General features: G+C 37.9%; 15 protein-coding genes. 12 read left to right on the top strand and 3 right to left on the bottom strand.

All coding sequences use genetic code 11. The features are described from left to right. Nucleotides 1-47: 47 nt before the first annotated feature. Complete coding sequence (locus AN957_RS03200) at nt 48-1,403, bottom strand: sigma-54 interaction domain-containing protein (protein WP_142108190.1); 1,356 nt, start codon at nt 1,401-1,403, stop codon at nt 48-50. A 369-nt stretch (nt 1,404-1,772) separates the two neighbouring features. Here AN957_RS03200 and AN957_RS03205 point away from each other — a divergent pair, with 369 nt between their 5' ends. The 8 genes from AN957_RS03205 to AN957_RS03240 all read left to right on the top strand — a co-directional run bounded on the left by AN957_RS03205 (nt 1,773) and on the right by AN957_RS03240 (nt 12,063). Further along, nucleotides 1,773-2,858: an aromatic ring-hydroxylating oxygenase subunit alpha gene (locus tag AN957_RS03205; RefSeq protein ID WP_053478109.1), complete on the top strand. Its 1,086-nt coding sequence runs from the start codon at nt 1,773-1,775 to the stop codon at nt 2,856-2,858. Then, nucleotides 2,855-4,303: an aldehyde dehydrogenase family protein gene (locus AN957_RS03210; RefSeq protein WP_053478110.1), complete on the top strand. Its 1,449-nt coding sequence runs from the start codon at nt 2,855-2,857 to the stop codon at nt 4,301-4,303. Before AN957_RS03205 ends, AN957_RS03210 begins: the two co-directional genes overlap by 4 nt. 2 nt (nt 4,304-4,305) lie before the next feature. After that, nucleotides 4,306-5,394, top strand: coding sequence for a tartrate dehydrogenase (locus tag AN957_RS03215; RefSeq protein ID WP_053478111.1), 1,089 nt, complete (start codon nt 4,306-4,308; stop codon nt 5,392-5,394). A 160-nt stretch (nt 5,395-5,554) separates the two neighbouring features. Next, nucleotides 5,555-7,102 (top strand): BCCT family transporter, encoded by a 1,548-nt coding sequence (locus AN957_RS03220; RefSeq protein WP_053478112.1) that lies wholly within the window; start codon nt 5,555-5,557, stop codon nt 7,100-7,102. A 283-nt stretch (nt 7,103-7,385) separates the two neighbouring features. Then, a complete protein-coding gene (locus tag AN957_RS03225; RefSeq protein WP_053478113.1) occupies nt 7,386-8,417 on the top strand; it encodes an ABC transporter substrate-binding protein in 1,032 nt (343 codons plus the stop codon). A gap of 23 nt (nt 8,418-8,440) precedes the next feature. Next, entirely contained in the window at nt 8,441-9,577 is a 1,137-nt protein-coding gene (locus AN957_RS03230) for an ABC transporter ATP-binding protein (RefSeq protein ID WP_053478114.1), read from the top strand. Continuing rightward, nucleotides 9,574-11,268: an ABC transporter permease gene (locus AN957_RS03235; RefSeq protein ID WP_053478115.1), complete on the top strand. Its 1,695-nt coding sequence runs from the start codon at nt 9,574-9,576 to the stop codon at nt 11,266-11,268. The genes AN957_RS03230 and AN957_RS03235 overlap by 4 nt, the downstream gene beginning before the upstream one ends. 21 nt (nt 11,269-11,289) lie before the next feature. Next, nucleotides 11,290-12,063 (top strand): HAD-IIA family hydrolase, encoded by a 774-nt coding sequence (locus AN957_RS03240; protein ID WP_053478116.1) that lies wholly within the window; start codon nt 11,290-11,292, stop codon nt 12,061-12,063. Here the strand turns inward: AN957_RS03240 and AN957_RS03245 are convergent. Next, entirely contained in the window at nt 12,058-12,621 is a 564-nt protein-coding gene (locus tag AN957_RS03245) for a glycerol-3-phosphate responsive antiterminator (protein ID WP_056682254.1), read from the bottom strand. The two genes, AN957_RS03240 and AN957_RS03245, sit on opposite strands and share 6 nt — an antisense overlap. 188 nt (nt 12,622-12,809) lie before the next feature. On the opposite strand from AN957_RS03245, the gene AN957_RS03250 reads away from it, so the two are divergent. The 3 genes from AN957_RS03250 (at nt 12,810) to AN957_RS28270 (ending at nt 15,575) form a co-directional block, all read left to right on the top strand. Further along, a complete protein-coding gene (locus tag AN957_RS03250) occupies nt 12,810-14,453 on the top strand; it encodes a glycerol-3-phosphate dehydrogenase/oxidase (RefSeq protein WP_053478118.1) in 1,644 nt (547 codons plus the stop codon). A gap of 241 nt (nt 14,454-14,694) precedes the next feature. After that, a complete protein-coding gene (locus AN957_RS28265; RefSeq protein ID WP_218970980.1) occupies nt 14,695-15,051 on the top strand; it encodes a MerR family transcriptional regulator in 357 nt (118 codons plus the stop codon). 8 nt (nt 15,052-15,059) lie between these two features. Beyond that, nucleotides 15,060-15,575: a hypothetical protein gene (locus AN957_RS28270; RefSeq protein ID WP_218970981.1), complete on the top strand. Its 516-nt coding sequence runs from the start codon at nt 15,060-15,062 to the stop codon at nt 15,573-15,575. 94 nt (nt 15,576-15,669) lie between these two features. Here the strand turns inward: AN957_RS28270 and AN957_RS03260 are convergent, their stop codons facing one another. Next, on the bottom strand, nt 15,670-16,926 hold the full coding sequence (locus AN957_RS03260) for a helix-turn-helix domain-containing protein (RefSeq protein WP_056682256.1): 1,257 nt from the start codon (nt 16,924-16,926) through the stop codon (nt 15,670-15,672). Nucleotides 16,927-17,083: 157 nt separating this feature from the next. On the opposite strand from AN957_RS03260, the gene AN957_RS03265 reads away from it, so the two are divergent. Further along, nucleotides 17,084-17,842, top strand: coding sequence for an SDR family NAD(P)-dependent oxidoreductase (locus AN957_RS03265; protein WP_053478120.1), 759 nt, complete (start codon nt 17,084-17,086; stop codon nt 17,840-17,842). Nucleotides 17,843-17,888: the final 46 nt, after the last annotated feature.

Genomic DNA, 17,888 nt, shown 5'->3' on the forward strand with positions numbered 1-17,888 from the left:
GAAAAGACCTGCTGCATTATTTTATAAAGAGACAGGTCTTTTCAAAATCAAATTTTTCCCACCATCCCTCCGCAATACTGGTTAATGAGCTTTACCGCCTTCGTTTGACTGATGTTTAAATCTTTTGCAACCTTTCTTGAACTTTTATATTTTTTATACGATTGAACAACTAATGTTTTCTTTACATGTTCTAGGGCATCATCGAGCTTTGATGGGAGTGTGTATTGGGCCTGTGGTCGGATATTCCTTGTGATTAACTCCGGCAAGTCACTGATTTGGATAATCGAGTCGCTTGTAACAACAAGCCTCTCCATGACATTTTCAAGCTGACGGATGTTTCCCGGCCAAGAGTATGAATAAAACATGTCTAAGCATTCCTGTGAGATAATTTTATTCATCTCATATTTCTTATTAAATTTATATAAAAAATTATAGGTCAGTGGAATAATATCTTCCCTGCGCTCCCTTAAGGGCGGCAGATGGAGATCGATGATATTCAGGCGATAAAATAAATCTTCGCGAAATTGATTTTTACTAACCATATCCACCAAATCGCGGTTGGTTGCAGCGATAATGCGAACATCTACTTTTTTTATTTCGTTTTTTCCAATCGGTATAAATTGTTTCTCTTGGATAACTTGCAGCAATTTGGCCTGCAATGATAAAGGCATCTCGCCGATCTCATCAAGAAATAATGTTCCTTGGTCTGCTAATTCCAGCAGCCCTTTTTTCCCGTATTTGCTGGCCCCGGTAAATGCCCCTTCGGCATAGCCGAAAAGCTCAGATTCGAGCAAATCCCCAGGCAGGGCAGCACAATTTATTTTTAGAAATGTTTTGTGTTTCCGTTTGCTAATCTCATGAATGTAATGAGCCAATACCCCTTTCCCTGTTCCGGACTCTCCTTGAATAAGAATGGTCGAATCCACTTTAGCTATTTTTTCGCAAACCTTTAAAAGGTCTTTCATCTTGCTGCAATTTGTAATTGGTGTAGAGCTATTGATGCTGGCAGGATTACTTTCTCTGCTCTTTTTAATATTTTTAAAGGTTTGTATCTCCTGTGAGGTAGTTACTACTAGTTCAATTTCATTATCCTCATTTAAAATTGGAACAGCCGTTGTTATTAATTCTGCCCCAATATAAGTAGTTTGCTTGATGGATACTGGCTTCTTCTGTTCAAAAACCAATGGAACAATGGATGGTTTCCAATACCCCTTCTCAAGTAATTCTATGTTACATTTGCCTACAACTTCTGAGGGCTTTAAACCGTAATGTTTTTCACACACACTATTCACAAAAATAATCCGCTGGTCTTTATCAATGACAAAAATCTCATCGGATGAATGATCAAGAATTCTTCTTAATGTTTCTCCTGTAATTTCTGGTATTTGTATTTTATCTAACATCGAGCTCTATCTCCTTCCTAAATGAGTTGTTTTTAGTTCATATGAGTTGAAAACGACTCAAATTCCTGGTGAAATTTGAAGAAAGATTGACACTTTCCAATGATATAGAAGGTTTTTAAAAGTTGGCACGATAATTGCATTAATTTATAAATAAGTGCAGTAAGATTTATCTATTTATAAATGCTCTTATTCTAATTTAACTAAATATTCTGCATCCTGTAAACGCTTTACACTATATTTGTAGTGTTAAAGAGATTTACGAGATGAATTGTTTCTGACTCATTTTTTAGGGAGGAATTAAACGGAGTGTTTAGTGCAATACAAGAATGAGCTTTTAAAAAAATAAGTGAATGAAGGAGTGTATTTTCAATGGCAACTTATAATCCAGTGATAAACAAGGCAGGCAAAATATTTAAAAGAACATTAACCTATGATCTATATACAGATCCACAGGTATATCAGCAGGAAATTAATGATGTGTTTGCAAAGTCATGGCAGCTCGTCGGTCATGTAAGCCAAGTTGAAAAAGTTGGTCAATTTTTCACCACTGAAGTTGCTGGAGAGCCAATTCTTGTAACACGCGGCAAAGATGAAGTTGTTCGTGCATTCTACAATGTATGTCCTCATCGTGCAACAAAGCTTGAAAAAGCTGACTCAGGAACAAAGAAAATTTTTGCCTGCGGCTATCACGGCTGGACTTTCCATTTAGATGGCCAATTAAATAAGGCTCCAAACTTTTCTGGTGAAGATGCCCATTGTGTAAGCGACCGCTGTTTGCGTCAAGTTAGGATGGAAATTGGAGAGGGACTCATTTTCGTTAATCTTGATGATCATGCTGCACCTTTAGCTGAAGCGTACGGTGATTTCTTTGCTCGTTTAGGAAAGTTCCCATTCTTAGGCGAGCTTAAGAGAATTAACCAAAAGACCCGGGTTATTAAAGCAAACTGGAAAGCGTTTATTGATAACTATTTAGAGTGTGACCACTGCCATGTAGCCCATCCAAGTTTTATCGCAACGTTAGATATGAAAAACTACCAAATTGTTACCTGTCAAAACTATTCAGTCCAGGCATCTGTTGTGAAACCAGATAAAAAAATGGGTACAACAGACTTAAATGAAGCAGAGTTCCAGGGAGGAGAATTCTACTGGTTATGGCCAAATCTGATGGTGACCATCTATCCAGGTCCAGCAAATATGGCAACGATTCAGATGGTCCCAATTGACCACGAAACTACTTTAGGGGTTTATACTTACTTTTTCAGAGATGAAAACTTAACGCAAGAAGAACAAGACTTAGTAACATTTGCTGAACAAGTAAGAGCAGAGGATGTTGAATTAGTAGAATTGGAGCAAGTAGGCTTCCGTTCACGTGCCTTTAACCAAGGTGTTTACTCTTCATCTGAAAAGGCAATTGTACAATTTCACGAAATGGTATTGGAGGCGTTAGGACGATGACAAAAGTAAAAATATCAGTGAAGAAGCATTTATTTATTAATGGTGGAGATGTAGAAGGGGCAGAGTATGCCCCTCTATTCTCACCGTATTCAGGAGAAGAAATCGCCCAAGTTGCACTCGCAGATGAAACATTGACTAAGGATGCTATTAAAGTGGCAGTTTCAGGATTTCAAGTGATCTCTAAAATGCCAGCTTATAAGCGGGCAGCTATTTTAGAAAATGTTGTAAAGCTGTTAGAAGAAAGAATTGACGAAGCTGCAGAGGTTATTTCAAAAGAATCCGCGAAGCCGATTGCATTTGCTAAAGGCGAGGTTTTAAGAACAGTTGAAACCTATAAATTCGCTGCAGAAGAAGCAAAACGAATTCACGGAGAAACGATTCCATTCGATGCTTCTCCTGGCGGTGTTGGAAGAATCGGTTATACGGTACGCAAGCCGATTGGTGTGATTGGGGCAATTACACCATTTAATTTCCCTATGAATCTAGTGGCACATAAGGTAGGTCCGGCTATTGCTTCAGGCAACTCGATCGTGTTGAAGCCTGCTTCACAAACACCATTATCTGCGCTATATATTGCAGAGCTGTTTAAAGAGGCGGGTTTGCCAGATGGTGTGTTAAATGTGGTGATGGGTTCAGGGGCTGTCGTAGGAGAGGCGATAATTAGAGATGAGCGTGTAGCAATGATTACCTTTACTGGCAGCCCGGCAGTAGGTATTTCAATCCGCAGCAAAGCTGGGTTAAAGAGAACAACATTGGAGCTTGGTTCAAACGCTGCTGTTATTTTAGATAAAGATACGAATGTTGATCAAGTTGTTGACCGTCATATAACAGGTGCTTTCTCGAATCAAGGACAGGTCTGTATCTCCTTACAGCGCGTTTACGCCCATGAAGAAGTGTACGATGAATTTGTAGAAAAGTTTACTGTGGAAGCAAAACAATTAAAAATAGGTGATCCGCTAGATTCAAATACTTATATCTCAGCGTTAATTTCTGAAAGGGAAACAGAACGTGCTTTAGGCTGGATTGAAGAGGCGAAACAGAATGGGGCTGAAGTATTAACCGGCGGAAAATTAACAGACGATGGTGTATTGGAGCCAACTATTATTACAAATGTAGATCCAAAGCTGAAGGTTTCCTGCCAAGAAGTGTTTGCTCCAGTGGTTATTGTTAATAAAGTGAAATCTGTTGAAGAAGCTATCGAATACGTGAATGATTCTAGATACGGTCTGCAGGCAGGGGTTTATACGAAAAATGTAGATAAAGCATTGCTTGCTAGTGAAGTGCTGGAAGTTGGGGCTGTTATGATCAATGATATTCCAACGTTCCGGGTTGACCATATGCCTTACGGCGGGGTAAAAGAGAGTGGAACCGGCCGTGAAGGAATTAAATATGCAGTGGAAGAAATGACAGAATTAAAGCTAGTTGTTTGGAACCGAGGGGAATAGCAATGAGCATATATAATATTGCAGTGATTGCCGGGGATGGAATTGGTCCTGAGGTACTTCAAGAAGGGATCAAAGTGTTAAATACAATCGCCGAATTAGATGGTTCGCTTCATTTTGAATATACGTATTTTCCGTGGGGGTGTGAGTATTATTCCCAGCATGGTGTCATGATGGATGAGGATGGGGTTGAGAGATTAAAAGACTTTGATGCTATTTTTCTAGGCGCAGTCGGATTCCCGGGTGTCCCTGATCATATTTCACTATGGGATTTACTGTTAAAAATTAGAAAGAGCTTTGATCAATATATTAATATCCGTCCCATTAAGTTGATTAAAGGTGCCCCATGCCCATTGAAAGACGTGAATCGTGAAGATATCGATATGCTGTTTATCCGTGAAAATAGCGAGGGTGAATATGCAGGTGCTGGCGATTGGTTATTCAAGGGGCAGGCAAATGAGGTCGTGCTGCAAACCGGTGTATTTTCGCGTAAGGGGACTGAGCGGGTGATCCGCTATGCGTTTGAAACAGCGAGAAAAGCAGGGAAATCACTTACAAGCATTAGTAAGGGGAATGCCCTAAATTATTCGATGGTATTCTGGGATCAAGTGTTCGAAGAGGTTGCAAAAGAATTCCCGGATGTCCAAACGGCTTCTTATCTTGTTGATGCAGCTGCAATGTTGATGATTTCCGATCCGAAAAGATTTGAAGTCGTCGTTACGTCGAATTTATTTGGTGATATTTTAACAGATTTAGGCGCAGCTTTAGCCGGAGGAATTGGACTTGCAGCTGGTGCGAATATTAATCCAGAAAGAAATTTCCCATCAATGTTTGAACCAATTCATGGCTCTGCACCGGATATTGCCGGAAAAGGTCTAGCTAATCCACTTGCAGCCATTTGGTCTGCAAGTCAGCTGCTCGACTTTATAGGGCATGAAAAATATGGTCAACTCGTTCTTGATGCTATTGAAGGGCTGCTTTTAGAAGGTGAAGTGCTAACTCCGGATATGAAGGGAGCGGCATCGACAGCTGAAGTTGGCGATAGGGTGTCTAAGATTGTTAGCTCACTGATGCCATCTGTGATGGTAGAGTAATAAGTATACTGGCAGCATATGAAGTTCTAGCTTTTATATGTTGCCAATCCTAATTTCTGACTAACAACTATATTCAATCGATTTACGATTGGTATTTTAGAAATCGCTTACATATATAAAGGAACCCTGTACTAAAATCAATTGAATAAGGAGTGGTTAGATGAATAGCAAGAAAGCTGTTTTTCATATTTCTTTGGTACTTAGCCTATTGTTGATTAGTTTGGGTGTTTTTGCTCCAAAGCAATTAGAGACATTCTCGAATTCATCACTAAATTTTATTTATAATAATTTAGGATGGTTTATTCTTGGAAGCACCTTTATTTTCTTTGTTTTTTGTATGTATATCGGCATTTCTAAATTTGGCCATATTCGTTTGGGGGATGACGATGATCGCCCTGAATATAAAACAGCCACTTGGATTGCTATGCTTTTTAGTGCATCTATTGGTATCAGCCTTGTATTTTGGGGTGTAGCAGAACCTGTTTCCTACTATATAGATCCTCCGTTTGGTCAAGCAAATTCCGAGCAATCAGCAAAGCTTGCCATGCAAACTGTCTATCTGCACTGGGGAGTTTCCGCTTGGGCATGTTATGCTGTTGTTGGAGTTTCATTAGCCTTCTTCCAGTTTAGGAAAAAACTGCCATCATCCTTAAGTTCAGTTTTCTATCCATTGGTAGGTGACAAAATTTACGGTGCTTTTGGTAAATTTATAAATATTATTGTCATCCTTTCCATCGTTATTGGAATTGCTACTTCCTTAGGATTTGGAACACTTCAAGTGAATAGCGGCATGCATTATCTTTGGGGGACTCCGGTTAGTTTTTACGCTCAAGTAGCCATCATTGCTATTACAACCATTCTCTACCTTTCCTCATCTGTTTCTGGGTTGCAGGCTGGCATCAAACACTTATCCAATTTGAATATGCTATTAGCCTTTGCTTTATTAGGGTTTATGTTGATCCTCGGTCCTACACAATCTATCTTAAAAATTTTTTTACAAGGAATTGGCGATTATGTCCAAAACTTTGTAGGCATGTCATTTCGCTTGGAGCCGTATAATGCCGAGCAGGGGAAATGGATTGGCAGCTGGACATTATTCTATTTTGGCTGGTGGATTGCATGGGCGCCACTTGTAGGAAGCTTTGTTGCAAGGATTTCGAAAGGAAGAACCATTAAAGAATTTATGATGGGGGCTGTCTTTATTCCTGTTATTGGCGGATTTTTGTGGTTCGCAGTGATGGGTGGTTCGGCGCTTGATCTTATCCAAAATCACGGCAAAACAGCCATTGCAGAAGCTGTTTCTTCCGATGTGACGTCTGCCTTATTTAAGTTTTTTGATTTCTTCCCAATGAGTACGTTTTTAAGTATTTTGGCCATGGTGCTTGTGATTATATTCTTTATTACCTCTGCAGATTCAGCGATTTTTGTACTAGGTATGATTAGTGAAAATGGAAATCCTAATCCTGCTTCGTTCACAAAGATCATTTGGGGCGTCGTCATTGCAGCCGTATCTGCAGTTCTAATTGTGACAGGCGGCTTACAAGGATTGCAGTCAGCACTTGTAGCTACCTCTATCCCCCTTGCGATATTAATGCTGTTTATGTGTTATTCAACCTATAAAGGACTTAAAGGGGAGCTAATCCATACTTCCAAGACAAGCAACAAACCAATAAGCAATACAACATCTTCAAAAAAACAGGCACTATAAAAAAGTACCCCTTTCAAGTGTATCTGTCTAATTAAACAAGATTATATATAAAAAAGTCTGACTAAAATAAATATTTTGTAATATGGATAATTCTAATAAATTTAAATTTTATAAATTTTATATTGCTAATTTAATTTCTGTCTACTATACTTATAAACAAGTTTAAAAAAGGCAGAGAACCTGAGATGAATGCCTAAATGGGAGCGCTTTCGGAGAAATCCTGGAGTGTTGCTATTTAGCATTCATTTTTTTCTTGCCAAAAATAGTCTAAGGGGGATTTCTGATGAAAAAAATGTTTAAGTTCACTGGGGCCATGTTACTTGCTGTTAGTATGTTAACAGCATGTGCTGGAGAAAAGTCAGGAGGCAGCAGTGAAGGAGATGGCAAAAGGATCACTTTATATTCACCTGAAACACCAGATTTTACAAAAGAGCTAGCGAAAAAGTATGAAGAAGTAATTGGTGGGAATGTAGATGTACATTACGCTGGAACGAATGTTTTAGTCAATCAAATGTTAGCGGAAAAGGAAAATCCTAAAGCGGATGTCTGGTATGGCGGCGGAGGTATTTTACCGTTTGAAGCTGCAGTAGAAAGAGGCATTCTAGCATCCTATATCCCAGATTTTGCAGCTGACTGGGACATTACTGAAAACGGTATCAAATTAAAGCACGAAGACGGCAAATATGTTGGAGTAGAAATTTTTGTACTTGGTTTTTCATATAATCCAGAGCTTGTTTCTGAAGAAGAAGCACCAAAAACTTGGGAAGATTTATTAGATCCAAAATGGAAAGGAAAAATTCAGTTCCCGAACCCAGCGGCATCAGGAACAGCAACTCTTATGGTTATGGACCAAATGATGAGGCAAGGGGAAGATAAGGCATGGGAGTATTTTGAGAAATTAGTAGATCAAGCAAATTCCACACCGGATTCTGGATCTGCTCCAACGAAGGCGGTAGCAATGGGTGAAGCCCATATTGGAATAGGCTTTGATTTCATGGCTTATGAACAAAAGGCTAAAGGAGAGACTGTTGATTTTATCGTACCGGATAAAACACCAGTTCTTGTAAATCCAGCAACATTAATTGAAGGAGCTCCAAATGCAGAAGGCGGTAAAAAGTTCATTGATTTCTTACTTTCTAAAGAGGCGCAGCAAATTATGGCAGACTGGTATCATATTCCAATTAATCCAGAGGTTGAATCAAAAACGCCATTATCAATTGATAAAGTAAAAGAGGTTGCAGTTGATTTAGATATTGATTGGGTAAATGAAAATTATGACCGTGTGCGTAATGAGTGGAAGGACAAGTTTCAGTAAGTAAGAACGTAGGAGGAATATGAATGGGTTCAGTAATTATTGAAAATATGACAAAGCAGTTTGGCGATTTTACTGCACTCCACAATATAAACCTTGAGATCCAAGAGGGCGAATTTTTTGCTCTCTTGGGACCTTCGGGTTGTGGAAAAACAACTACTATGCGCTGTATTGCAGGGTTTGAGCATCCAACATCAGGTAAGATTAAAATCGGTGATAAAGAAGTAGAGAAAATCCCTGCTAACCGCAGAAACTGTGGAATGGTCTTTCAAAGCTATGCTTTATTTCCACATATGAATGTTTTTGACAATGTTGCTTATAGCTTGAATATTAAGCAGTTAAATGCAAGTAATCCTGTTAAGCAATTAGGCATCTATGCACGATTATTATCAAAGCGTTTAGGCCGTACACCGAAGGATATCCAAGAAAAAGTAATGGAAATTTTAAAATATGTTGAGCTTGATCAGCATGCAGAACGATTAACAAGTGAATTATCTGGAGGTCAACAGCAGCGTGTCGCTTTAGCTCGTGCGCTTGTCATGGAGCCTGCTGTATTGTTAATGGATGAGCCGTTATCGAATCTAGATCAAAAACTTCGCCATTCGATGCGTAATACGATTCGTACCATTCAGCAGGATTTAGGGATTACGACGATTTTTGTAACACATGACCAAGAAGAAGCGATGAGCATGGCAGACCGTGTAGCAGTTATGGATAAAGGGAATATTGTTCAAATTGGCACGCCAACCGAGCTATATAGTAATCCACTTACTCCGTTTATTGCTGATTTTGTAGGAACATCGAATATTTTAGATGTAGAGGTTGTTGATCATAATCAACTGAATGGACTGACCACATTAAAAGGAGATAGTTTCCTGCTTCAATCAACAAATACGATTGAGAAGAAACAGGCTAAAGCTGTTATCCGGCCAGAGCATATTCAAGTTTTGCCATATGACACGGCAGTAAATAATGAGGAAGTAACTGTTTTAGAAGGAATTGTAGTAATGTCTACTTATTTAGGTCCAACCGTAAGATATGACATGAAAGTTGGTAATCAAGAAATGATTGTTGATACTACGTACTCATCTGGAACGAGCATTTTTGAAGAGGGCAGAAAGGTAAAACTATCGATTGAACATGGGAGGGTACTTCTCATATGAAGGCAAGGTTTAATGGTCTTTCCGTAGTAAAAATATTCATTTATGCCTTTTTTGGACTTTTCCTAATTATCCCTTTGCTGGCTGTCTTTCTAATCAGCTTTACAAATGAGCCTGTTAATATTATTGGGACATTTACTGATCCAGCCGTTTTCAGTTCAACTATCGATAAACTAAAAGCAATTAATCTAGAAAACTATCGGCAAATATTTTCAAATGCGGGTTACTTAGATTCATTAAAAAATAGTCTGTCTTTAGCTCTTGTTGTTATGGTTCTTGTAATCTTGATTTGTATTCCATTAGCATACGGAATTGCCCGTACAAATATGCCTTTCAAAAAAACGATCTCAGCATTATGTACAATTCCGTTGATTATCCCTACTTTTATCTCAGCGTACGCTTTCATTATTATGTTCGGTCGAGCGGGCTGGGTAACGTATTTTTATGAGATGCTCGGCGGGGAAGGAATGTTGATAGATCCTTATTCAATGACGGGAATCATTCTAGTTCAAGTATTTTTCTTTTTCCCGTATGCTCTTTGGCCGCTTGTGGCCGCTTTTAAGATAAGCGATGTAACACTAGAAGAAGCTTCGCTCAATTTAGGCGCGAAAAACTGGTTTACCTTTATATTCGTGACGTTTCCATTAGCCATTCCAGGGATCATTTCAAGTGCACTGCTAATATTTACAGTTAGCTTTTCAGATTTTGGAACACCGATCGTTTTGGCACCTAAAGACTTAAACTTAATGGTTGTTGAAGCATACCGTGAAATCTCAGGATTTTTCAACTGGGGAGGAGCGGCGATTTTAACTGTCATTATGATTATCGTTGCTGCACTTTTCTTCTGGTTGCAGCATATTCTGACAAAAGGGAAAAATTACGGATCAGTGTCAGGAAAGCCGAAACAACAAAAAATGGTTACAAATAAAGTAGTGACTCGTTCTCTATCAGTCTACTCTTTTATCATTGTGCTAGTGCCACTGCTTGCTATGCTATCTGTATTGCTTCAGTCGGTTGCTACAACTTGGGGGAAAGATTTACTCCCTTCTGGCTATACACTTAAACACTATCAAACTATTTTTTCAACATCATTAGGAAATATCCAAAATAGTATTGTTCTAGCAATTGGTGCACTTGTATTAAGTGTAATTATTGCTACGTTTGTTTCATATTTCGTCGTAAGACAAAATTCGGCGAAAATGGATTTCATGACTTCCATTCCGCTGGTTGTTCCAGGTATTGCTTTTGGTATTGCATTAATCCAAACATTTAATGTGGCTCCTTTGCAGCTGACAGGTACAGCAATTTTATTAATTATTGCTTATACCATTCGTCGTCTTCCTTATATGGTTCGATCGACAATGGGTGCGATGCGGGCAATTAAGCAAGATATTGAAGAAGCGGCAATTAATCTTGGTGCTACACCCTTAACAGCTGCAATCACTGTGATTGGTCCATTATTATTACCGGGAATTGCTGCAGGATCAGTTCTTGTATTTATTACTGTCATAAAGGAAACGAGTATATCAATTTTACTTGCACCACCAGAGTGGGCGCCTATGAGCTTAGCAATCTTTCAGAATATCCTTCGAGCAGAGTACTATTCAGCAGCAGCTATGTCTGTAATACTAGTAGCTTTAGTCTTGGTGCTTCAAGGGCTTGCTAGTTATATAGGGAAAAAGCAGCGCTTGTAGGGATTAAGGAGGTAACATAAGGTGAAAGGCTATGTATTTGATTTAGATGGAACGATTTATGTAGATGAGCATGTCATTGATGGGGTGCCAGAAGCCATTAGCCGTCTAAAAAAAAGAGGGGATAAAGTCATTTTTTTAACAAATAAATCCATCTCGAGACGATCTGATTACGTTAGAAAACTAAATGATTTAGGCATTCAAGTGGAATTAGAAGAAGTGATTAATTCGAATTATATTACTGCGCTCTATTTAAAATCGGTATTGCAGCCGGACGAAAAAGTGATGTGTATCGGTGAAGAGCCTTTGTTAGATGAACTTAGAGAGCAGGGGATTCAGCTATCAGACAAGCCGAATGATGTATCCTATGTTGTGTTAGGCTGGGATAGGGAATTCACATATAATAAAATTAATAATGCCTATCAAGCGTGGAAGAATGGTGCGAAAATTATTGCGACGAACCCTGATCGTACTTGTCCTGTTCAAGGAGGAGAGATTCCGGATTGCGCCGCGATGATTGGAGCGTTAGAGGCTGTTACTGGTGAGTCTGTATTTCAAGTGACTGGAAAGCCATCACAGCTTACGGCACAGTATGTATTAAAAGAAGTATTGAAGATGCCTGTGGATCAATGCTTCATGATTGGTGATCGTTTAGAAACGGATATCAAAATGGGCAATGAAGCAGGCATGTCATCCGTGCTAGTGATGACCGGAATAACGACAAAAGAGCTTTTAGAAGATTCAATTCACAAGCCTAAGCATATATTAGATAGTGTAAAATACATTGATCAATTATAAATCATAGTTCCACATGGAATGGTCTCCAGCGGAAACTGCGAGTGCACCAGCCTTTAATGCAGATAGCACTTCTTTCTTTTCAGTTACGAGACCCCCTGCAATGATTGGATGCGGCAGGCGATTCACAAGCTGATCGATAATTTTTGGCATGATTCCAGGTAGAATTTCGACTGCATTAGGATTACAGGATTTAACCATTTCAATTCCCTTTTCAATGGCTGCAGCATCTAGCAGGAAGATACGCTGAATGGTCACTAAACCATATTCCTTTGCATACTTTACAACATGGCTTTTAGTTGTAATGATTCCAGTAGGTTTCAAGTTCTTAGCAATATATTCAACAGCAGATTTTGAATTCGATAATCCTTCAATAAAATCTAAGTGAAGAAAGACCGTTTTTCCATTAGATTGAAGTTTTTTAATGTAGTCTGCACTAGTTAATAGGTCGCCTGTTAACAAGAATACGACGTTAGGATTTGATCTGCAGGCGATATCTAAATCTTTTTCATCAACAACAGAAGCTATGATTTGTGATTCTACGAGGTCAACAATATTCATATTTAATAGTCTCCTTTAATGTAAAAAAGTAAATATAAGTAAGCCAATTATATCATTTTCAGAATAAAATAAATATAAAGAATTTTGGTTAGAGAATAGATGAGAGACCATACTTTTCACACTACAAAATGAAGTGGTGTGTTAAAGTATGGTTTTTTCATTTAGTCATATTAGAAAGGGAGAGCAGAATGAGTAAATTTTCTTTTGCGAATAGAGAGCAATGGATGAAGGAAGTGGAACAGGAACATTTCGATGTTGTTATTATTGGCGGAGGTATCACAGGTATTGGGACCGCTTTAGATGCGGTGACAAGAGGGATGTCTGTTGCACTTATTGAAATGCAGGATTTTGCAGGAGGCACTTCAAGCAGATCAACGAAATTAGTACATGGTGGCCTTCGTTATTTAAAACAGTTTGAAATAAAAATGGTTTCTGAAGTAGGTAAAGAGCGTGAAATTGTCTATAATAATGCTCCTCATGTTACACATCCCGAGTGGATGCTGCTACCAATTTATCGAGATGGAACATTTGGAAAATACTCGACTTCAGCTGGTCTTCGAATCTATGATTTTCTAGCAGGTGTTAAAAAACAGGATCGGCGAAAAATGCTAACTAAAGAATCAACGCTTGCTAAAGAGCCTTTGCTAAAAAAGGATGGTCTGATTGGTGGAGGGTATTATGTAGAGTATCGCACCGATGATGCACGTTTAACAATTGAGGTAGCTAAAAAGGCGGTTGAAAAGGGGGCAAAACTTTTAAGCTATGTTAAAGCAGATTCGTTTATTTATGATGAGGATATGATTATAGGAGTAGTAGGTGTTGACCAATTTACTGGAAAGAAAATAAATGTGCAAGGCTCAAAGATTGTTAATGCAACTGGCCCCTGGATTGAGTCTTTAGTAAAAAAAGATCGAATCATTGAAGGAAAACATTTATTTCATACCAAAGGTGTACATATTGTTATCGATCAATCTATTTTTCCGTTAGAACAGGCTATTTACTTTGATACACCCGATGGACGAATGGTGTTTGCGATTCCGAGAAAAGGCAAAACATATGTCGGAACTACGGACACTAAATATCATGGTGATTTAAGAAATCCGGTTGCTGGATTGGAGGATAAACTATATTTAATAGAAGCAATTAAATTTATGTTCCCTGACGTTCAAGTTCAAATGAAGGATATTGAATCTTCTTGGGCAGGAATACGTCCGTTAATTCGTGAAGAAGGAAAGGGACCATCTGAAATATCAAGAAAGGATGAAATTTGGATATCTCCGACAGGCCTAATTAGTATTGCGGGTGGGAAGTTAACAGGCTATCGGAAAATGGCTGAACAAATCATAGATGCTGTGGCAGCAGATTTAAAAAAACGGGGAGCTAATATTGGTCCATGTATAACAAAACATTTACGCATTTCTGGAGGAGAATTTGAATTTCCGACAGACTATGGGCGCTACGTAGAAGAAAAAACGGAAGAGTTTATTCGTGCAGGATTTTCTCATGAAGAGGCTTATAGCCTAGCTTCTACTTATGGAACAAATTCAGAGATTCTCTTTCAACTTGCAGAGGAAATAGAAGAAACGGAAGGGCTGCCTCTATTTATCCGCTTATTAATACGGTATTCGGTTTATTATGAAATGACTATGACTGCTAGTGACTTCTTTGTTCGTAGAACAGGTGCGTTGCTCTTTAATATAGAATGGGTAAAAAAATGGAGAAAGCCAATTATGAAGGAATTCGAAAGCATTTTCAATTGGGAGAAAGAGTTGGTAGAAAGAAACAATAAAGAATTAGATAAAATGCTTATGGAAATAGAACAAGTAGTGTAAGGGAATGTGTTTGTTAATGGTCGAAATAAGAAACAGCTGCGGCCTGAGTGATATCCGCTCCTGCATTGCATAAATAAAAGTGCCCCTTTCAAGTGTAGTCTCTGCTCGGAAGGGGTTTTCTTTATGCAAAGACTGTTTTTATAAAAAAAGACAGTTACTCTTGTTCTCGCTCCTTTCAGTAGAGAACTATTGACTATTCCCTTGGGTGTTGGTTTAAGATGATTTTGAGGTGAAAAACGTGTTGATTAGTGAAGCAAGCAGATTAGCAAATTTGACTAAAAAGGCAATTAACTATTATATAGAACAAAATCTTATTTTTCCTGACAGTTTAGAAAATGGGTATCGAGATTTCAGTGACAAGGATGTTGAACGCTTAAAGGAAATTTCCGTTTTACGAAAGCTTGGTCTTAGAATAGAAGAAATTAAGATGATATTTGCGGATGAAACTAGCTCTGCACTTCAAAAGATATCCGTACAGAAGGAATTAAGTTTACAGCGGAAAAAGCTAAAAAGGCTATTCTTGATAAGCTTAGTTGTGGCTATAGCTTTGCTGAAATTGATAGGGAACTGGAAACGATTGAGCAGGGTGCAACGGTAACAGAAAAGTTGTTGGAAGCATTCCCAGGATACTATGGACGATTTATCTGCTTACATTTTGCACGATTTTTGAATGAACCTATTACAACTAGTGAACAGCAAGCTGCTTATGAAGAAATTATCACGTTTTTGGATAACGCACCATCTATAGACTTTCCTAAAGAAGTACAATCGTTTTTAGTTGAAAGCACAAAACATATCAATATAGAAGATATTCATGGCATGATAGAGAACACAAAACGATCTATAGAAGATCCCCAGAAATTTTTATCTGGAAATAGGGAAATGTTAGAACAATACTTAGAATATAAGCAATCTGAGGAATATAAACAATCACCGGTTTATCATATGCAAAGAATACTGAAAGAATATAATCGTACAAGTGGTTATTATGATGTATTTATTCCTGCGATGAAAAAATTAAGTGTTTCATATTCGAAATATTATGAGCAAATGGAAAGTGCAAATGAAAAATTACTTTTACAGTACCCTGAGATTGCTGCTTTGAACAAATTAAATGATTAAAGACTGCGGTCCTAAAAATCAGGAGGTAGTCTTTTTCTTATTTGTCTCTTCATAATCTTGTGGTTACAATAGAAGCTTTTTATCAGGATCATTGTCATAACTTGGACAATGATCCTGTCCCTCTGTCCCTTCCTCTATATTGCTTAGGTGTTAGTCCGGTATGTTTTTTGAAGGTTTTTATGAAATAGCTTTGATCGTTGAAGTTTAGAAATGTGCCAATTTCGGCAATTGAATAGTTTGTTAAATCAATTAGTCTTTTTGCTTCATCCACTCTAAGCCGCTGAATATATTCACTTATAGGCGCACCAACTTCTTTTCTAAAAAGGGATGACAAGTAATTGGGACTTAAATGGCATATTTCTGCTAGGTGATCAAGTGAGATGTCGCTATACAGATGGTTATAAATATAGTTCTGACAAGCAGTTATGGGTGCCGAATATTTTGCTACATTTAATTGGTGCACACGATTGGTAAAATCACTTATGGCTTCTTCTGTTAATTTCAGTATGGCTTTCAAACTTCCTAATTCCTCGAGTTGCTGAATATAGAAATCACTTAAAGTAAAGGCTATTTCATCATTTAAACCACCTTCAATCGCCGCTCTGCAAACAAGTGCAATTCCTGTTATCATCAGATTTTTTTCACTTCTTAAACGATTTCGTTTTGACAATAGCCCCAATTCTGCTTCACCGATAATCGAGTAGTCGAAAATGTCCTTTAATTTATCTTTTTGGCCGTGTTTAACATAATCGAGCAAAACTCGTTCATATAAAAGATTTGAATGAAAAATTAAATTCCTTCTTCCATTAGAAAACTCAAGATCTAAATCCTCTGATTCAATATTAACGAGGTTTAGTGCATGATTGTTTTGTATGACAAATGATTTATCTAGCTTTTTACGGTAAATCAAAAAATACATTAATAAACTGATCGCCAGCAGCTGCTGTTTATCAATAATCGGAATGGAGTGATAGTAGTCAGTAAGACTTTTTTTATTCACGTTTCCTTTAAAGGCGTCTATAATTTTAGAGATATTTTTATCTGAAATTTCCGATTCAAGGACGGGTCCCACTATAATAGAACCAAAAAAATGATTCTCCATTTTTAGATGAACAAAAAAGAAGTTCAAATTAGAATTCGAAAAGAAGATAGGAAAATCAATGGGATCCTCTTCATTAGAATATACACTTATCTGCTGCTTGAACGGGATATCGTATGGATTTCTCCGCATGTCACTTGTTGAAATTTCGTATTCGATCTCACCTAGTGTATTGACATAATAAACGGGAATTTGATGAGCTTCATAAATTAACTGACAAATAGATAGTAATTCTTCTTTTGGCATTTCCATTTTAATTACAAGCTCCATTCAAGTTTAGTTGAATTTATTTTGTGTATTAAAGATGATAAAAAAATACTATTATTCGTAAAATATTGCAATAAATATAGCTTTGCAAGTTTTAAAATAATTGATGTATCAACTATTTAATAACAAGGGGGAGCTATAAATGGAATTAACAAACAAAATTGCTGTCATAACTGGAGCAGGAAGCGGGATTGGCAGAGCGAGCAGTTTGAAACTTGCTGGTGAAGGCGCAACCGTTGTTCTAGTCGATTTCAATAAAGAAACAGGGGAAGAAACATTAAAGCTTGTGAAAGAACAGGGCGGAGAAGGGATCTTCGTTCAAGCAGATGTTTCAAAAGATGAAGAAGTACAAAATTATGTAAATAAAACAGTCGAAACATATGGACGTATAGATGTATTTTTCAATAATGCAGGTATTATTCAAAAGTTTGCTCCATTCACTTCAGTGGAAGAATCTGAATTTGATCGAATTATGGCGATCAATGTAAAAGGGGTCTTCCTTGGCATGAAATATGTGTTAAAAGTAATGGAAGAGCAAGGCAGTGGTTCTATTATTAACACAGCCTCTACTGCTGGAGTTCGTCCTGAGCACAGTGTAGCAGTGTATTCTGCAAGTAAACATGCAGTGATAGGCTTTACAAAAGGGGCTGCATTAGAATATGCTAATAAGGGAATCCGTATTAATGCCCTATGTCCGGGCGGGGTACAAACAGCCCTAACTGCTAGTGTAGCCACTCAATTTGAAAAAGGCGGTTATGTTCCAGAAGAGATTTCAAATATGAGAATGGGCCGTTATGCTGACCCGAAAGAACTAGCTGAAATGGTTTCTTTCTTAGCATCAGATCGCGCAAGCTATATGACTGGTTCGATTGTTCTTGTGGATGGCGGTTTGACATTATAGGCTGTATGTAGAGAACATCCTTATGAATTAATCGTAATATAGAAAG

The sequence above is a fragment of the Cytobacillus solani genome (assembly GCF_001420595.1).
Classification (GTDB): domain Bacteria; phylum Bacillota; class Bacilli; order Bacillales; family Cytobacillaceae; genus Cytobacillus; species Cytobacillus solani.